The sequence below is a fragment of the Nocardioides sp. Root240 genome (genome assembly GCF_001428825.1).
Taxonomy (GTDB): domain Bacteria; phylum Actinomycetota; class Actinomycetes; order Propionibacteriales; family Nocardioidaceae; genus Nocardioides.
This window is the reverse complement of the sequence record NZ_LMIT01000016.1, coordinates 56,612-72,050: the sequence shown is the minus strand read 5'-3', so window position 1 is coordinate 72,050 and position 15,439 is coordinate 56,612. Positions and strand designations below refer to the sequence as shown.

Sequence of the window (15,439 nt, the reverse complement as noted above, 5' to 3'; positions counted from 1 at the left end):
CGGTCGTCCCGGACCCGGAGGAAATGTGAAGAAGCTCGCCGCCCTCGTCCTGCTGCTCGCCGCACCCTTCCTGGCTGCGTGCCAGGACGACGAGGAGGTCGGCGCGAAGCCGCCCGCCTCGCCGCCGCTCACGAAGGCCCAGCTGATCAAGCAGGCCGACGCGATCTGCCGTGACGGCAGCAAGGAGTTCGCCGCCACCGCTGCTCCCGTGCCGAGGAACCCGACCCGGGCGCAGCTGCGGGCCTACGTCGAGGACGTCCTCATCCCCGAGATGGACAGCCAGCTCGCCGCGCTCCGGGCGCTCGAGCCGCCCCGCGCCGACGTGCCCCGCATCGACCAGATGCTCGACGAGTGGCAGGAAGCGGTCGAGAAGATCAAGGCAGATCCGTTGAAGGAGGTCGTCCGGATGAAGGTCCTCACCGCGAGAGGCGACCGGATCGCGACCAAGTACGGCTTCAAGGTCTGCAACCAGTCGTGAACCGCTACGGTCTGCGCATGAAGCCGGTGCTCGCTGTTGCTGCCGTTGCCTGCCTGCTCCTCTCCGGGTGCGGCTCCGACGACTCCGCCAAGGACGGCGGTGACCGTGGCGTCACGATCACCAAGGCGCAGTTCATCATCCAGGGCGACGCCATCTGCACGTCCGGCAACGACCGGATCGCTGCCGCGGAGAAGAAGATGCCGGGCGAGCCGACGAAGGACCAGGTCGTCGCCTTCGTCACCGACACCCTCGTCCCGCAGGTCGCCGCCCAGGCGAAGGCGCTGCGCTCCCTGCCGGAGCCCGACGAGGGTGCCGACGACGTCGAGGCGATGCTCGACTCCCTCGACGCCGCCGTGAAGGCGCTCCGGGCCGACCCGGAGAAGGCGCTGACCGGCGACGCCGGCTTCGACGAGGCCAACCAGCTGGCGAAGGACTACGGCTTCAAGGTGTGCGGCGAGGAGTAGCTCACTCCCCGCTCGGCACGATCGCCGAGATCACCGTCCCGTCGGCCCGCTGGATCCCGGCCGGGTACGGCGGCTCGCCGGTCAGTCGCGGCCCCTGGTGCTCGAGCGGGACCACCACCGGCTCGCCCGGGGCGACCTTGACCAGCTCGCCCCGCACGGAGACCGTGACGGGGTCGGTGCCGTGCTCGACGTACAGCTCGAGCTCGGTGGGCCGCACGGTGACCCGAACGCGGGTGCCGTGGAGGGCGACCCGGTAGGTCAGGGACGTCCAGTCGGACGGGAGCCGGGGGTCGATCTGCCACTGCTGGTCGCCGGCGGCGGAGCCGATGTCGCGGAAGCCGCCGAAGCCCGCGACCAGGGCGCTCCACACACCGCCGGTCGAGGCGACGTGGACGCCGTCGGCGGTGTTGTTGTGGCGGTCGGCGAGGTCGACGAAGAGCGCGGACATGAAGTAGCGCAGCGCGAGGTCCTGGTAGCCGACCTCCGCGGCGACGATCGACTGCACGACCGCCGACAACGTCGAGTCGCCCGTCGTGATCGGGTCGTAGTAGTCGAAGTCGGCCTTCTTCTGCTCGGGCGTGAACTCCTCGCCCTGCAGGAACAGCGCCAGCACGACGTCGGCCTGCTTGAGCACCTGGAAGCGGTAGATCACCAGCGGGTGGTAGTTCAGCAGCAGCGGCCGCTTGTCGAGCGGGGTGTTCTCGAGGTCCCACATCTCGCGCTCGAGGAAGTGCGCGTCCTGCGGGTGGATGCCGAGGAAGGCGTCGAAGGGGATCGACATCCCCTCGGCGCAGGAGGCCCACTCCTCGGGCTCGTCCTCGGTCAGGCCGGTACGGCGGACCAGCGCGTCGTAGGACGCCGGGTCGTCGCGCTGCAGCTCCCACACCGCGCGGGCGGCCCGGCGGAGGTTGAAGCGCGCGAGGACGTTCGTGTACAGGTTGTCGTTGACGACGGTCGTGTACTCGTCGGGCCCGGTGACGCCGTGGATGTGGAAGGTGCGCCTGCTCTCGTCGCGCCAGAAGCCGAGGTCCGCCCACAGCCGGGCGGTCTCGACGAAGATGTCGACGGCCTCGCGGGCCAGGAACTCCTCGTCGCCGGTGGCGCCGACGTACTGACTCAGGGCGTACGCGATGTCCGCGTCGATGTGGTACTGCGCGGTGCCCGCGGCGTAGTAGGCCGACGCCTCGTGCCCGTTGATCGTGCGCCACGGGAAGAGCGCGCCCTTCTGCGACAGCTCGCGGGCGCGGTCCCGGGCGTTGTCGAGCAGGGAGTAGCGGAAGCGCAGCGCGTTCCGGGCCGCCCACGGCATCGTGTACGTCAGGAACGGCATCACGTAGATCTCGGTGTCCCAGAAGTAGTGGCCGCCGTACCCGGAGCCGCTGACACCCTTCGCCGCGATGCCCTGGCCCTCGGCCCGGGCCGACGCCTGCAGGATCGAGAAGAGGTTCCAGCGGATCGCCTGCTGCAGGGCGGGCTGGCCGGGCACCTCGACGTCCGCGCGCGCCCAGAAGTCGGCGAGCCAGGCCTCCTGGGCGGCGTACTGGTGGTCGATGCCCTCCTCGTGCGTGCGGTCGAGGGTGCGCTCGCAACGGTCGATGAGCTCGCGCGGGGGCACCGTCTGCGCGGTGTGGAAGGACACGACCTTGGTCAGCCGCACGGGCACGCCGGGCTCGGCGGAGATCCGGTAGATCACCTTGGCCATGTCGTCCTCGGAGTGCACCTCGGTCGCGTACGACGCCTCGGTCTCGAGTCGGTGGTCGGCGACCACGCCGAGCGTCATCCCGCTCTGCGCGGTGCGGTAGCCGAGCTTGACCCGGCCGGTCTCCGGGTCGGCCGCGTGCAGGCGCGGCACGAGGACGCGGCGCTCGAACATCTCGGCCTTGCGGGGGTCGGCACCGCCCTCGCCGGCATTGCTCCCCGGCAGCCCGATGCTGCCGTCCGCAACGGGGGCGGGCTCCGCGTCCTGGTCCTGGCGATTGATCAGCTGCGAGGAGATCGCCAGCGACGCGCGCTGGTCGAGCAGGGTGACCTCGAAGGTGATGATCGCCAGGTGGCGCTGCTCGAGCGGCACCATCCGGGTGCTGCGGATCCGGACCCGCTTGCCGCCGGGGGTGCGCCAGAGCAGCTCGCGGCTCAGGACCCCGGTGCGGAAGTCGAGCGCCCGCTCGTACTCGAGGAGGTCGGCGACCGAGACCTGCAGCGGCTCGTCGTCGACGTAGAGCCGGATCACCTTGGGATCCGGCACGTTGACGATCGTCTGCCCGATCCGGGCGAAGCCGTAGGCCTCCTCGGCGTGCGAGATCGGCCAGGTCTCGTGGAAGCCGTTGATGAACGTGCCGTCGACGTGCGCGTCGCGGCTCTCGGAGTAGTTGCCGCGCAGGCCGAGGTAGCCGTTGCCGACGGTGAACAGGGACTCGGTCGTCCCGAGGTCCGAGCCGTCGAAGCGGGTCTCGACCAGCCGCCACTCGTCGACGGGGAACCGGGTGCGGTCGAGCGGGTCGGCGACGGGCGGGGCCTTGTGGGACGGTCCGGCGGCGTTCATGCCTGCTCTCCTTCTCCGGGCACCAGCTCGGCGAGGTCTCGTACGACGAGCTGCGCACCCGCGGCGGTGAGCGCCTCAGCGCCCGCGCCGCGGTCGACGCCGATCACCAGGCCGAAGCCGCCGGCGTGACCTGCCGCGACGCCGTTGATCGCGTCCTCGAGGACGACCGAGCGCGCGTCCGTCGCGCCGAGCACCTCGGCCGCGTGGGTGAAGGTGTCCGGCGCGGGCTTGCCCGGCAGGCCCAGCTCCTCGGCCAGCCCGCCGTGCATGATCAGCCCGAAGTAGTCGGTCAGGCCGGCGGCGGCGACCACCGCGGGCGCGTTGCGCGACGACGACACGACCGCCATCGGCTTGCCGTCCGCGTGCAGCCGCTCGATCAGCGCGACCGAGCCCGGGTAGGCCTGCACACCCTCCGCGGCGAGGATCTGGTTGAACGCGTCGTTCTTGCGGTTGCCCAGCCCGCAGACCGTCTCCGCGGTCGGCGGATCGTCGGGATCCCCCTCCGGGAGGGTGATGCCGCGGGAGTCGAGGAAGGAGCGCACGCCGTCGTAGCGGGGCTTCCCGTCGACGTACTGGAAGTAGTCCTGCTCGCCGTAGGGCGGGTAGGCGATCCCGTCGGCCGCCGACCTCGCCGTGACGAAGCTGGTGAACATCGCCTCCCAGGCATGCATGTGCACCTCGGCCGTCGGCGTGACCACGCCGTCGAGGTCGAAGAGCACGGCGTCGTAGAGGTTCCAGTCCACTGCGGTGTCAGGCACCGCTTCAGGCTAGCCGCCGCCGTTCGTCGAGTAGGTCACGCCCGAGGAACGAGGGCGTGTCCGTATCGAGACGCGGTCGTGGTCTCGATACGGCGGTCGCCGGCGCTCGCGGGCTCGCGCCCGCGCGCCTACTCGACCTCCCCGCCTGGTTCGGCGCGTGCCTCGTCCCTCGGCACCCGCCGGGACGGTGATCTGGTGGAATACCGCCATGCGGTTCCCCCTCATCAGCGCGGTCGGCCCCGTGCTCGACCCCGTGCTCGGCCCGGTGAAGCAGCGCGTCGGCATCTGGCTGCTCAACCGGACCATGCGCAACGGCATCGACCTGCGCAAGCTGCGCTTCCTGCCGGAGTCGGTCACCCTGCCCCTCAAGCGTGAGGGCCTCGACCCGCTGCCGGAGATGCGGAAGGTCCAGGCCGAGGAGCCGGTCAAGAAGCTCGCCGAGCTGTTCGGAAAGTCGGTCTGGCTGGTCAGCGGGTACGACGAGTCGCGCGAGGTGCTCGCCGGCGGCGCCGACGTGTGGTCCAACGACCTGGGCCAGTTCGTGTCGCAGGAGGGCCGCTCCGACGAGGAGCAGATCGGCGGCCTCGGCATGACCGACCCGCCCCTGCACACCGCGCTGCGCCGCTACCTCACCCCCGAGTTCACGATGCGCCGCCTGGCTCGCCTGCAGCCGGGCATCGAGCAGGTCGTGGCCCAGCGCCTCGACGCGATGGAGGCCGCGGGCCGCGACGGCAAGGCCGTCGACATGGTCGAGGAGTTCGCGTTCGCCGTACCGTTCGACGTCATCTGCGACCTGCTCGGCCTCCCGGTCGACGACCGCGGCCGCTTCCTCGAGCTCGGCGTCGCGCGCTTCGACCTCTCCGGGGGCGGCGCCGGTGCGTTCGGCGCGGCGGCCCACACGCGCGAGTTCCTGATCAACGCAGTGCGTGAGCAGCGCGAGAACCCCGGTGACGGCCTGATCGGTGCGCTGCTGAAGGAGCACGGCGACGAGCTCGACGACGTCACCCTCGGCGGCATCGCGGACGGTGTCTTCCTCGGCGGCTACGAGACCTCCGCCTCGATGCTGGCCCTCGGCGCCTACCTCATCGCGACCACGCCGAAGGCCGGCGAGATGCTCCGCTCCGACGACGCCGAGCAGGTCAACCAGGTCGTCGAGGAGCTGCTGCGCCACCTGTGCGTCGTCCAGCTCGCGTTCCTCCGCTTCGCCAAGCAGGACGTCGAGGTCGGCGGCCGGCTGATCAAGGAGGGCGACGCGGTCGGTGTCTCCCTCCTCGCCGCCAACCGCGACCCGCGCCTGGCGCCCGGCCTCGACGACTTCGACCCGACCCGCGAGCCCACCCGCCACCTCGCCTTCGGGTGGGGGATGCACCGCTGCGTCGGCGCCGAGCTCGCCCGGATGGAGCTGCGCACCGCGCTGCGGATGCTGGCCGAGCGGTTCCCGAACCTCGCCATGGCGGCCGACATCTCCGAGCTCGACTTCCGCAAGCTGTCGGCGGTCTACGGCGTCGAGGCGCTCCCCGTGCTGCTCGACGGCGACCGGGTCTCGGTCACCGCCTGACCGGGCGGCCGGGCCTCAGATCGAGGAGCGCGTCTCACAGCTGCTCGCGACGTCGACTCCGGACCCGCCGGCGCAGCGGTCCGAACCGGTCCCTCCGGTGAGGGTGTCGCGCCCGGCGTCGCCGAACAGCCGGTCGCTGCCGCCGAGACCGCGGAGCCGGTCGTCGCCCGGTCCGCCGATCAGCGAGTTGGCCGCAGGGGTGCCGGTCAGGGCATCGGCGTACCGGGAACCGCGCAGCCCCTCCACGCGGGCGAGGGCGTCCACCCCGGCGCCACCGGTCGTCTGGACGCCGAGCAGCGAGAGGTTCACCCGCACCGCCTTCGTCGCCGCGGCGTAGCTCGCCGTGTCCGTGCCGGCGCCGCCGTCGAGGTCGTCGCCGGCGCCACCGACGAGCGCGTCGTTGCCGTCGCCCCCGCGGAGGGCGTCGTTGCCCGCCGCCCCGTCGATGACGTCGTTGCCGAGACCACCGAGGATGCTGTCCGACCCGGCGCCGCCCTTGATGGTGTCGGCCGAGGTGCCTCCCTGGAGGTGGTCGTCGCCGTTGCCGCCGTCGACCAGGTTGCCGGAATCCGGGCCCATCGGGCCGTCACTGACGGAGTCGTCACCGTCCTCGCCGTAGATGCGGTCGCTGCCCTTGCCCCCCGAGAGCTGGTCGTCCCCGGCGCCACCGCGCAGGACGTCGTTGCCGTCCTGGCCGGCGAGCTGGTCGTCGCCGCCACCGCCCGTGATCGTGTTCGTGAGCGCATTCCCGACAAGGACGTCGGCGGACGACGTGCCGACCAGGTTCTCGATGGCGTCGACCAGGTAGTCCGAGCCGCTGCCTCCGGTGGCCTGGACCTGGCCGGTGCTGGCGAGGAGGAGCACCACGCCTGACGGCGAGGCGGAGTAGTCGGCCGTGTCCGTCCCGGCACCACCGGCCAGGCTGTCGCCGGCAGGCCCGGCGACGAGGACGTCGTCGCCGTCCTCGCCGCGGAGGTCGTTGGTGCCGAGGCTGCCCGCGAGCACGTCGTTGCCGGCGCCGCCGAAGAGGGTGTCGTTGTCGCTGTCGCCGAGGAGCCGGTCGTCCCCGCCGTTCCCGCGCAGGACGTCATGCCCGGTACCGCCCCGGATCACGTTCGCCCCGGCGTCGCCGTAGAGGAAGTCGTCCCACTCGCTGCCGACGATGTTCTCCAGCGTCGTCAGGGTGTCGTTCCCCAGGGCGTCGCTGCCCGCGTGGTTGGGCAGGTCGACGGTGACGGGGGAGGTCGCGTTCCCGACGTCGTAGGTGTCGGTGCCGTAGCCGCCGCTGACCGTGTCCGCGCCCAGGTCGCCGTACACGGTGTCGTTGCCGCTACCGGCCGACACGGTGTCCTCGCCTGCCCCGGCCGACAGCTCGTCGTTGCCGGCGTCCCCGTCGACGGTGTCGTTGCCCTCGTCGCCGTACACGTCGTCGTCGCCGCCGGCACCGCGCAGCACGTCACCCTCGGTGCCGCCGACGAGGTAGTCGTCCTCCTCGCCGCCGACGAGCAGGTCGGGACCGGCGCCCCCCGCCAGGTCGTTGGCACCCTGGTCCCCGTACACGGTGTCGGCACCGTCGGCGCCGTTCGCCTCGTCACGCCCCGCGCCGAGCGAGGCCCAGTCGTTGCCGTCGCCGAGGTTGACCGCGTCGTCGCCGAGGCCGGTGCACACGGTGTCGGCACCGCCGAGGGCGCCGACCACGTCGTTGCCGGGCGTCCCCAGGATGACGTCGTCTCCGGGGGTCCCGGTCGCGCCGGGGGTGACGTTGAGGTCGATGGTGACCGCCTTGCCGTGGCAGGTGGGCGTCGCCTGCGCAGGCCCGGCGACCGCGACCCCGAGGGCCACGATGCTCCCTGCAGCGAGGGAGATCGGGAGGAACTTGGTCATCGTCGTGCTTTCCGTCGGGGGGATCGCCGGGATGCCGGCCCGGCCGACGCTAGGGCGCCGCACGGGCCGGAGGAACGCCTCGCGAGCAGGTTGAGTAGGTGCTCCGGGCAAGGTGAGTAGCCGCGCGAGTTGCTCATCCTTCGAAGTTGAGTAATCGATGCTCTCCTCGTAGGACCGGCCGCGGCCTAGCGTCGTCCTCGTGAGTGCGTACGACGGGATCGGTGGGGCCGGCGCGGTGAAGGCGGCGGTCGCGGTGTTCTACCAGCGCGTGCTCGACGACCCCGACCTCCGCGCCTGGTTCGACGGCATCGACCTTGCCCGGCTCAAGGCCCACCAGCGCGCCTTCCTGAGCCACGCCCTCGGCGGTCCCGACCTGTTCGCGGGCCGCTCGATGAGCGAGGCGCACGCCGGCCTGGCCATCACCGACGGCGCATTCGACGCCGTGGTCGAGCACCTGGCGATGACCCTGCACGACCTCGGCGTGAGTGCCGACCAGCTGGTCGGCGTCCGGGCGACGATCGAGGGGCTGCGCGACGAGGTCGTCAGCGCCTGAACGCCTCCGCCAGCGCCTGCCGCCCGGTGATCCCGAGCTTGGTGTAGACCGACTGCAGGTGGTTGTCGACCGTCCGCGACGACAGGAACAGCTGCGCGGCGATCTGCTTGCTGGTCGAGCCGGCGGCGGCAAGCGTCGCGATCTCGCGCTCGCGCGGGGTGAGCGGGCTGACACCGTCGGGCTGGCGTACGACGGGGGTGTCGAGGCCGTCGCAGCGTCGGACCAGGTCCTCGGCGCGGGCCCGCGCGGAGGCGGCCGTACGGGAGCTTCCGAGGGCGCGGGCAGCGGTGGCGGCAGCGGTGGCGGCCAGGCGGAGGCCGTCGCGCTCCTCCCAGGCGTCGGCGATCTCGAGCAGCCGGACGTGGTCCCCGGCGGTCGCAGCGGTCGCGTGGTCGGCGAGCAGGGCGACGAGCCTGCTCCCCGTGCTGGAGGCCATGGCGCGCAGCGGCTCGGCGGCGGCGTCGGGACGGTCGAGCTCGATCGCCACCTGCCAGGCGGTGGCAGCGAGCGCGACGTTGCCGCCGGCGAGAGCGGACGCGGCGGCCTCGGCGGAGTGGCGGAGGGTGGTGTCGATGTCGCCGCCGCGGTCGGCCCAGGCGCGGGCGAGGGCGTACCAGGACGCCGGCACCAGGTCCTCGGGGACCGCTGCGAGGGTGGCCCGGGCGAGCTCGAGCGCACCGGACGCGCCCTGGGCGGCCGTCAACGAGAGTCGCGCGAGGCCGGCGAGTCCCGGCGGTCCGACGGAGGTGGCGCCGCTGATCGTCTCGGCCAGCCAGCGCTCCGCGGACGCCAGGTGGCCGGCGTCGAGCGCGATCCGGCCGAGCAGGAACTCGATCGAGCGGCCGAGGATCTCGTCGCCGGTGTCGGCGGCCTCGGCCAGCGCTCGTACGGCGGTGGTACGCGCCTGGCCGTACCTGCCGGCCAGGTGCAGCACGGTCGCCTGCGCGAGCTGGGTCTCGGCACGACACAGCCCGAGCACCGTGCCGTCGGTGGCCTCGGCGAAGGCGACCGCCTCGGCGGCGGCGGCCAGGGCGTCGTCCTCACGGCCCATGCAGGCGAGCGCGATCGAGCGGGCGTGCAGGACCCGGATCCGTGCTTCCTCGCCGTCGCCGAGCAGCGGCGCGGCCTCGCGGGCGACCCGCTCGGCGTCGGTCGGCCGGCCGGCGGCCACGAGGGCGGCGGCTCGGGTCAGCTCGAGCGCGGGATGGGCCGGGCCGTTGCCCAGGGACTCGTCGAGGACGGCGAGCGCGGCCAGCGGGCCACGGCCGGTGAGCTGGGCGACGGCGATCAGGCGGGCCGTCCGGGCGCCACCGCGCCCGGCGAGGTTCGCGCCCGAGGGATGGCGGGCCAGCGTCGCCAGCGCCGCGTCGACCTGCCCGGTGCGCAGCTGCGCGTCGGCGAGCAGGAGCAGCAGCTCGGCGTGGTCGGGGTGGGCGCGCAGGCCGGCGCCCGCGAGCCGGAGGATCGAGGCGTGGTCGCCCGTGCCCGCCGCGAGCCGGGTCGCCGTCAAGATCACGTCGGCGTCGACCGGCAGGCCGGCCTCGAGCTGCCAGAGGGTGACCTGCAGCAGGTCGGGCGAGCCGCCTGCCTTCGCAGCGAGGAGGGCTGCCTGCTCGCCGAGGATGTCCTCGACCCGCAGTCGCGACATGCTCTCGGTCAGCACGGTCGCGTGCACCGGCTCGGCGATCGACGCCCCGCTCGCCGTGACCTCCACCAGCCCCGCCGTCTCGAGCGCGGCCAGGGCCGGTCGTACGACGGCCGTGGGATCGCCGGCCAGCTGGTCGGGACGCAGCTCGCCGCAGACCGCCAGCCGCTCGAGGACGTCGCGCGCCGTGGCGTCGAGCTGACCGATCCGGGCCAGCACCAGCTCCCGCAGGGTCGGGGTGGCGCTGGCCGCGCCGGCGAGCTGCCAGACGCCGGTGCTGTCGGCGAGAGATCCCGCGGCACGGGCCCCGAGGACCAGCTCGCGCAGGTAGAGCGGGTTGCCGCCGCTCGCGGAGTGCAGGGTGGTGACCGTGCGGTGCGCGACCGCGCCGCCCAGCGCCGCCTCGATCAGCGAGCGCGCCGCCTCGGCGTCGAGCGCCTCGAGGTCGAGGCGCAGGTCGCGCGCGGCGTTCCACGTGGCGACCAGCGTCTCCGGCAGCGGGTCGCCGGGCCGGAGTGTCACGACCAGGCTGACCCGGCCGGCCGCGGCGAGCTGGGCGACGAGCAGCATCGACGCGCCGTCGAGCAGGGTGGCGTCGTCGACGAGCAGCACGGTCGCCCGGCCTTCCGACGAGCCGGCCAGGGCGGAGCTCGCCTCGGCGAAGAGCCGGGCCGGGTCGGGGGAGGTGCCGTCGTACGGGCTCAGGCCGGGGAACTGCGCCGACAGCGCCCCCAGCGGGACGACGGACAGGATCGCGCTGCCGCCCAGCTGCACCGTGTGGCGGCCGGTCGCGGCCAGGCGTCCGGCGATCTCGGCGAGCAGGCGGGACTTCCCGACGCCGGTGGGTCCGTGGATGCTCACCAGCCGGGCGCCGGCATCCAGCGCGTGCAGCGCGGCGGCGATCTCGCGGTCGCGACCGGCCAGTGGCCACTGGCGGTCGGCCGGGGATCCCACCGTCGCCGCGCCAGCCATGGGGGGATTCTAGGGAGGGATCTCGACCCGGCGCGGCGTACTCCTGAGTAATTGACCGAGTGATCTGAGTAGCCACCCACCGTGCACCTGAGCAGCGGATGAGCAGTGGCTCCCCATCCGCCGGCCCCCTGCACGCGGCGATCGTGGAGCCATGTCCCCACGATCCCTCGCCACCACTGCGCTCGCGTCCCTCGGTGCCACGCTCGTCGCGCTCGTCCCGAGCGCTGCCCACGCCGGCCCGGCCGACGCGCCGACGGCGCCGACGACGTACCTCTCGACCCCGTTCGACACCCTGGTCAGCGGCAACCTGTGCACAGGTGCGACCGACCCGCAGGGCAACCCGATCTCGGTGTCCTCGGTCAACCCCGGCGCAGGGACGGTCGACCTCCAGGGCTGTGCCTTCACCTACACACCCCCGGTGGGTGCCAGTGGCGACAACCACGGGTTCAGCTACCGCCTCACCGACGGCACCAACATCAGCACCGACCTGATCGTCCAGGTCGCCGTCGGCGTCGCCGGCAACGCGCCGGTCGTCACGGCGGGCGACGCGCTGGACGCGAAGAAGAACCGATGGCTCCTGATCGAGGACATCGACGGCACGTTGCTCGCCAACGACGTCGACCCCGAGGGAGCCCCGATGACCGTCGGCAGCCACTCCATCGGCACCTTCCTCCCCGGCGAGCAGATGATCGGTGCCGCGTCCTTCGGGCCCAAGGCCGTGCAGTACCGGCCGCCGACGGACTTCGTGGGCACGCGCACGTTCGTCTACGAGGCGCAGGACGGTGTCAACGAGACGCACCAGTCGTTCACGATCACCGTCGCGGATGCCGGCGCCTTCCAGAAGCCCGTCACCGTCGCCGACAGCTACGACGTCCCGCGCAACGGCAGTCTGAAGGTCGCTCGCGCGCAGGGGATCCTCGCCAACGACACGGACGCCGACTCTTCGTACGTCCGGGCCAACGCGTGGTTCACCAGCACCACGCACGGCACCATCACCGGCTACAACGCCTACACCGGCGAGTTCACCTACACGCCGGCTGCTGGCTTCGTCGGCACCGACACCTTCCAGTACTACGCCGTGGATCCCGAAGGGAACCACGGGGACGCGGTCACGGTGACCCTCCACGTCGTCACGCCCCCGCCGGTCGCCGTCGTCGACAGCTACAAGACGGCGCAGGGGGTTCCGCTCGTCACCGACGCCGCGCACGGCCTCCTCGCGAACGACTCCGACCCGGACTCGTCCTTCGAGATCGGTGGCTACCTCGCGCCGGGCCTGCACGGCACCTTCGCGCCGAACCTCACGACCGGTGCCTTCACGTGGACCCCGTCCGCGGGATGGAGCGGCACCGACCTGCTGACCTACCGGCTCGTCGACCCCGACGGCAACACCAGTGACTGGGTCACCGTGACCCTCAAGGCCGTCGCGCCGGGGGGCAACGAGGCGCCCGACGCCCTCCCGAACGACTACCAGGTCCGCGAAGGGAACCCGCTGACCGTCGCAGCTCCGGGCCTGCTCGGCAACGACGCCGACTTCGAGGCCGGCGACCTCGACGTCGCCTCGCACACCGAGCCGGCACACGGCGACCTGACCGCCTTCGACGCCGAGACGGGCGCGTTCACCTACACCGGTGACGCCGGCTGGCGCGGAACGGACAGCTTCACGTACCGGGCCTCCGACGCCCAAGGCACGCTGTCGGCGCCTGCCGCGGTCACGATCAAGGTCTTCAACGACAAGCCGGTCGTCGTGGACGACAGCTACACGACGGTGCCCGGGGTGCCCTTCGTGGTCCCGGCCGCCGAAGGCGTGCTGGCCAACGACACGGACCTCGAGGGCGACAGCTTCGAGAAGGCCAGCCACTTCTCGCCCCAGCACGGGAAGGTGTTCGTCGAGCTCGACGGCTCCTTCACCTACACCCCCGCCGACGGGTTCACCGGGGTCGACACCTTCAAGTACGACGTGCGCGATGCCGCCTGGAACCTCTCGGACACCGCGACCGTGACCATCACCGTCGCGCCCGGCACGATCACCTCGCCGGCACCGACCGTCAGTGGCACCGCCCGCGTCGGCAGCGTCCTCACCGCGGGTACGGCGACCTGGGGGCCCGGCACGGTCACCAAGGCCTACCAGTGGCTGCGCTCCGGCGCGGTCATCGAGGGCGCGACGCAGGCGACCTATCGGCTCGGCTCCGCCGACCTGGGCACGATGGTCAGCGTACGGGTCACGGGCACCAAGGCGGGTTACCCGTCGGTCGAGCGCACCAGCACCGCTCGAACGGTGGCTCACGGGATCCTCGTCGCCCCGAGGCCCCGGATCAGCGGGACCCCGGCCGTCGGTCGCACGCTGAAGGCGATCGCTGGCACCTGGGGACCGGGGACGGTCGTGAAGACCTACCGCTGGTACCGCAACGGGGTCGCGATCAAGGGCGCCTCGAGGGCGTCGTACCGGCTGACGAGGGCGGATCGCGGCCGCCGGATCACCGTCCGGGTCACCGGGCGCAAGGCCGGCTACGTGACGACCGTGCGGACGAGTGGGGCCGTGCGGGTGCGGTGAAGGACGTCGGTGCCGCGCACGCGGGGAGTTCGTGGGGAACCCGAAGCGTGCGCGGCGCCGGCTTCACTTGCTGGTGGTGAGGCGGTACTGGCGCACCGACAGCGGCGCGAAGACCACGATGATCCCGACGACCCAGATCAGCGTGTAGGTCACCGGGTGCTGCAGCGACCAGGCGTCGGAGCCCGGCCCGACGCCGGTGTTGCCGAACAGGTCGCGGCTGGCCTGGGTGACCGCCGAGACCGGGTTCCACTCGACGACGGGCTTCAGCACGCTGTTGAAGGACGACGTGGGGACGAAGGCGTTCGAGATGAACGTCAGCGGCATGATCACGATGAACGAGGCGTTGTTGATGACCTCGACGCTCGGGACCATCAGGCCGACCCACGCCATCACCCAGCTGATCGCGTAGCCGAACACCAGCAGCAGCGCGAAGCCGGCGAGTGCCTTGAGCACTCCTTCGTTGATCCGCCAGCCGACGAGGAAGCCGGTCAGCGCCATGATGACCAGCGAGAGCACGTTGTAGACGACGTCGGACGCCGTGCGGCCGACGAGGACGGCGCTGTTGGACATCGGCAGCGACCGGAACCGGTCGATGATGCCCTTCTGCATGTCCTCGGCGAGACCGGCACCGGTGAAGGTCGCGCCGAACACGATGGTCTGGCCGAAGATGCCGGCGATCAGCCACTCGCGGTAGTTGACCCCGGGCACGTCGATCGCGCCGCCGAAGACGAACGCGAACAGCAGCACGAACATGATCGGGCTGATCAGGACGAAGACCAGGATCTCGGGGACCCGGATGATCTTGACCAGGTTGCGCTGGGCGACCACCCAGCCGTCGTTGAGGGCCTGCGCGGCGGTGCTCACTGGTCGGCCTCCGTGCTCTCGTGTCCGGTCAGGGTGAGGAAGACGTCGTCGAGCGTCGGTCGCCGCAACCCGACGTCGAGGACCTTCACCGCCTCCCGCTCGAAGCCCTGCAGCACGCGCAGGAGGTCGCCCGCGGCCTCGTCGCCGGCCGCCGCGGCGAGCTCACGGCCACCGCCGGCGACCTTCACCTCGCCCACGGCGACCTCGTTGAGGATGCGGGTCGCGACCTCGGCGTCGGCGGCGCTGGTCAGGACGACCTCGATCCGCTGGCCCCCGGTCTGCGCCTTGAGCTCGTCGGCCGTGCCGTGGGCGATCTCGCGCCCGTGGTCGATCACCACGATGTCGTCGGCCAGCACGTCGGCCTCCTCGAGGTACTGGGTCGTCAGCAGCAGGGTGGCACCGTCGGCGACCAGCTCGCGGATCACGTCCCACATCAGCTGCCGGCTGCGCGGGTCGAGCCCGGTGGTCGGCTCGTCGAGCACGATGACCGGCGGTGCGGCGACGAGCGCGCAGGCCAGGTCGAGGCGCCGGCGCTGGCCACCGGAGTAGGTCTTGGTCGGGCGGCTCGCGAACTCGGTGAGGTCGAAGCGTTCGAGCAGCTCCTGAGCGCGGGTACGCGCGTGCGAGCGGCCGAGGTGGTAGAGCCGGCCGATCATGACGAGGTTCTCGGAGGCGGTGAGGTGCTCGTCGACCGCGGCGTACTGGCCCGACAGCCCGATCTTCGCCTTGGCGGCGGCGGGGTCGGCGACCACGTCGATGCCGGCGACGCGCGCGCTGCCGGCGTCCGGCTTGAGCAGGGTCGTCAGGCACCGCACCGCGGTGGTCTTGCCGGCGCCGTTGGGCCCGAGGAGCGCGAGCACCTTGCCCTCGGGTACGGCGAGGTCGAGGCCGGCCAGCGCCTCGACGTCCTTGTAGCGCTTCACCAGTCCGGTCGCGCTGATCATGGGTTCTGCCATCGGTCTCGTCCGTCTCCTCGCCCGTCGTCCCCAGGTGTTCCTGACCCTAGGGACCACCACCGACAGCGGAACTCATCGCCCGGCAGGCCCCTGGGCCAAGGCAAGGCTGTCTTGTCGACTCTCCACCTGTGGGTCCACGTTCGGTGGCTTGTCGCGGTGGGTCCTGGGGCGGCCGCGCGTAGCCGACCGACCCCCGGGGTCAAGGACGTCGCTT

At 72.3% G+C, this 15,439-nt stretch carries 11 protein-coding genes; 5 read left to right on the top strand and 6 right to left on the bottom strand.

What is annotated here, in order from left to right; translation table 11 throughout:
* Positions 1-25 precede the first annotated feature (25 nt).
* Positions 26-478 (top strand): hypothetical protein, encoded by a 453-nt coding sequence (locus ASE20_RS23210; protein WP_056896964.1) that lies wholly within the window; start codon positions 26-28, stop codon positions 476-478.
* A 17-nt stretch (positions 479-495) separates the two neighbouring features.
* Entirely contained in the window at positions 496-942 is a 447-nt protein-coding gene (locus tag ASE20_RS23205) for a hypothetical protein (protein WP_157538560.1), read from the top strand.
* A gap of 1 nt (position 943) precedes the next feature.
* Here the strand turns inward: ASE20_RS23205 and ASE20_RS23200 are convergent, their stop codons facing one another.
* Together ASE20_RS23200 and ASE20_RS23195 are read right to left on the bottom strand one after the other, a co-directional pair.
* Positions 944-3,484 carry a glycoside hydrolase family 65 protein gene (locus tag ASE20_RS23200; protein WP_056896962.1) on the bottom strand — a complete coding sequence of 847 codons (2,541 nt, stop codon included), beginning with the start codon at positions 3,482-3,484 and terminating at the stop codon, positions 944-946.
* Positions 3,481-4,242 carry an HAD family hydrolase gene (locus tag ASE20_RS23195; RefSeq protein ID WP_225869142.1) on the bottom strand — a complete coding sequence of 254 codons (762 nt, stop codon included), beginning with the start codon at positions 4,240-4,242 and terminating at the stop codon, positions 3,481-3,483. Before ASE20_RS23195 ends, ASE20_RS23200 begins: the two co-directional genes overlap by 4 nt.
* A 208-nt stretch (positions 4,243-4,450) precedes the next feature.
* Here ASE20_RS23195 and ASE20_RS23190 point away from each other — a divergent pair, with 208 nt between their 5' ends.
* The gene (locus ASE20_RS23190; RefSeq protein ID WP_082612839.1) at positions 4,451-5,800 is read left to right on the top strand and encodes a cytochrome P450; all 1,350 of its coding nucleotides are present in this window, start codon (positions 4,451-4,453) and stop codon (positions 5,798-5,800) included.
* Positions 5,801-5,815: 15 nt separating this feature from the next.
* Here the strand turns inward: ASE20_RS23190 and ASE20_RS23185 are convergent, their stop codons facing one another.
* Complete coding sequence (locus tag ASE20_RS23185) at positions 5,816-7,684, bottom strand: calcium-binding protein (RefSeq protein WP_056896960.1); 1,869 nt, start codon at positions 7,682-7,684, stop codon at positions 5,816-5,818.
* A 199-nt stretch (positions 7,685-7,883) separates the two neighbouring features.
* On the opposite strand from ASE20_RS23185, the gene ASE20_RS23180 reads away from it, so the two are divergent.
* Positions 7,884-8,237 carry a group I truncated hemoglobin gene (locus tag ASE20_RS23180; RefSeq protein ID WP_056896959.1) on the top strand — a complete coding sequence of 118 codons (354 nt, stop codon included), beginning with the start codon at positions 7,884-7,886 and terminating at the stop codon, positions 8,235-8,237.
* Here ASE20_RS23180 and ASE20_RS23175 read toward each other — a convergent pair.
* Positions 8,227-10,854: a helix-turn-helix transcriptional regulator gene (locus ASE20_RS23175; protein ID WP_056896958.1), complete on the bottom strand. Its 2,628-nt coding sequence runs from the start codon at positions 10,852-10,854 to the stop codon at positions 8,227-8,229. The genes ASE20_RS23180 and ASE20_RS23175 overlap by 11 nt on opposite strands.
* Positions 10,855-11,005: 151 nt before the next feature.
* Here ASE20_RS23175 and ASE20_RS23170 point away from each other — a divergent pair, with 151 nt between their 5' ends.
* Complete coding sequence (locus ASE20_RS23170; RefSeq protein ID WP_056896957.1) at positions 11,006-13,405, top strand: Ig-like domain-containing protein; 2,400 nt, start codon at positions 11,006-11,008, stop codon at positions 13,403-13,405.
* A 63-nt stretch (positions 13,406-13,468) separates the two neighbouring features.
* Here ASE20_RS23170 and ASE20_RS23165 read toward each other — a convergent pair whose 3' ends face one another.
* Together ASE20_RS23165 and ASE20_RS23160 are read right to left on the bottom strand one after the other, a co-directional pair.
* Positions 13,469-14,269, bottom strand: a complete 801-nt coding sequence (locus ASE20_RS23165; RefSeq protein WP_056896956.1) for an ABC transporter permease — start codon at positions 14,267-14,269, stop codon at positions 13,469-13,471.
* Positions 14,266-15,225: an ATP-binding cassette domain-containing protein gene (locus ASE20_RS23160; RefSeq protein ID WP_056896955.1), complete on the bottom strand. Its 960-nt coding sequence runs from the start codon at positions 15,223-15,225 to the stop codon at positions 14,266-14,268. Before ASE20_RS23160 ends, ASE20_RS23165 begins: the two co-directional genes overlap by 4 nt.
* Positions 15,226-15,439 lie beyond the last annotated feature (214 nt).

Bases quoted from the DNA above. Each gene is read 5' to 3' on its own strand.
- ASE20_RS23200 (WP_056896962.1), bottom strand. From the start codon at position 3,484: ATGAACGCCGCCGGACCGTCCCACAAGGCCCCGCCCGTCGCCGACCCG.
- ASE20_RS23170 (WP_056896957.1), top strand. From the start codon at position 11,006: ATGTCCCCACGATCCCTCGCCACCACTGCGCTCGCGTCCCTCGGTGCC.
- ASE20_RS23205 (WP_157538560.1), top strand. From the start codon at position 496: ATGAAGCCGGTGCTCGCTGTTGCTGCCGTTGCCTGCCTGCTCCTCTCC.
- ASE20_RS23160 (WP_056896955.1), bottom strand. From the start codon at position 15,225: ATGGCAGAACCCATGATCAGCGCGACCGGACTGGTGAAGCGCTACAAG.
- ASE20_RS23185 (WP_056896960.1), bottom strand. From the start codon at position 7,684: ATGACCAAGTTCCTCCCGATCTCCCTCGCTGCAGGGAGCATCGTGGCC.
- ASE20_RS23190 (WP_082612839.1), top strand. From the start codon at position 4,451: ATGCGGTTCCCCCTCATCAGCGCGGTCGGCCCCGTGCTCGACCCCGTG.
- ASE20_RS23175 (WP_056896958.1), bottom strand. From the start codon at position 10,854: ATGGCTGGCGCGGCGACGGTGGGATCCCCGGCCGACCGCCAGTGGCCA.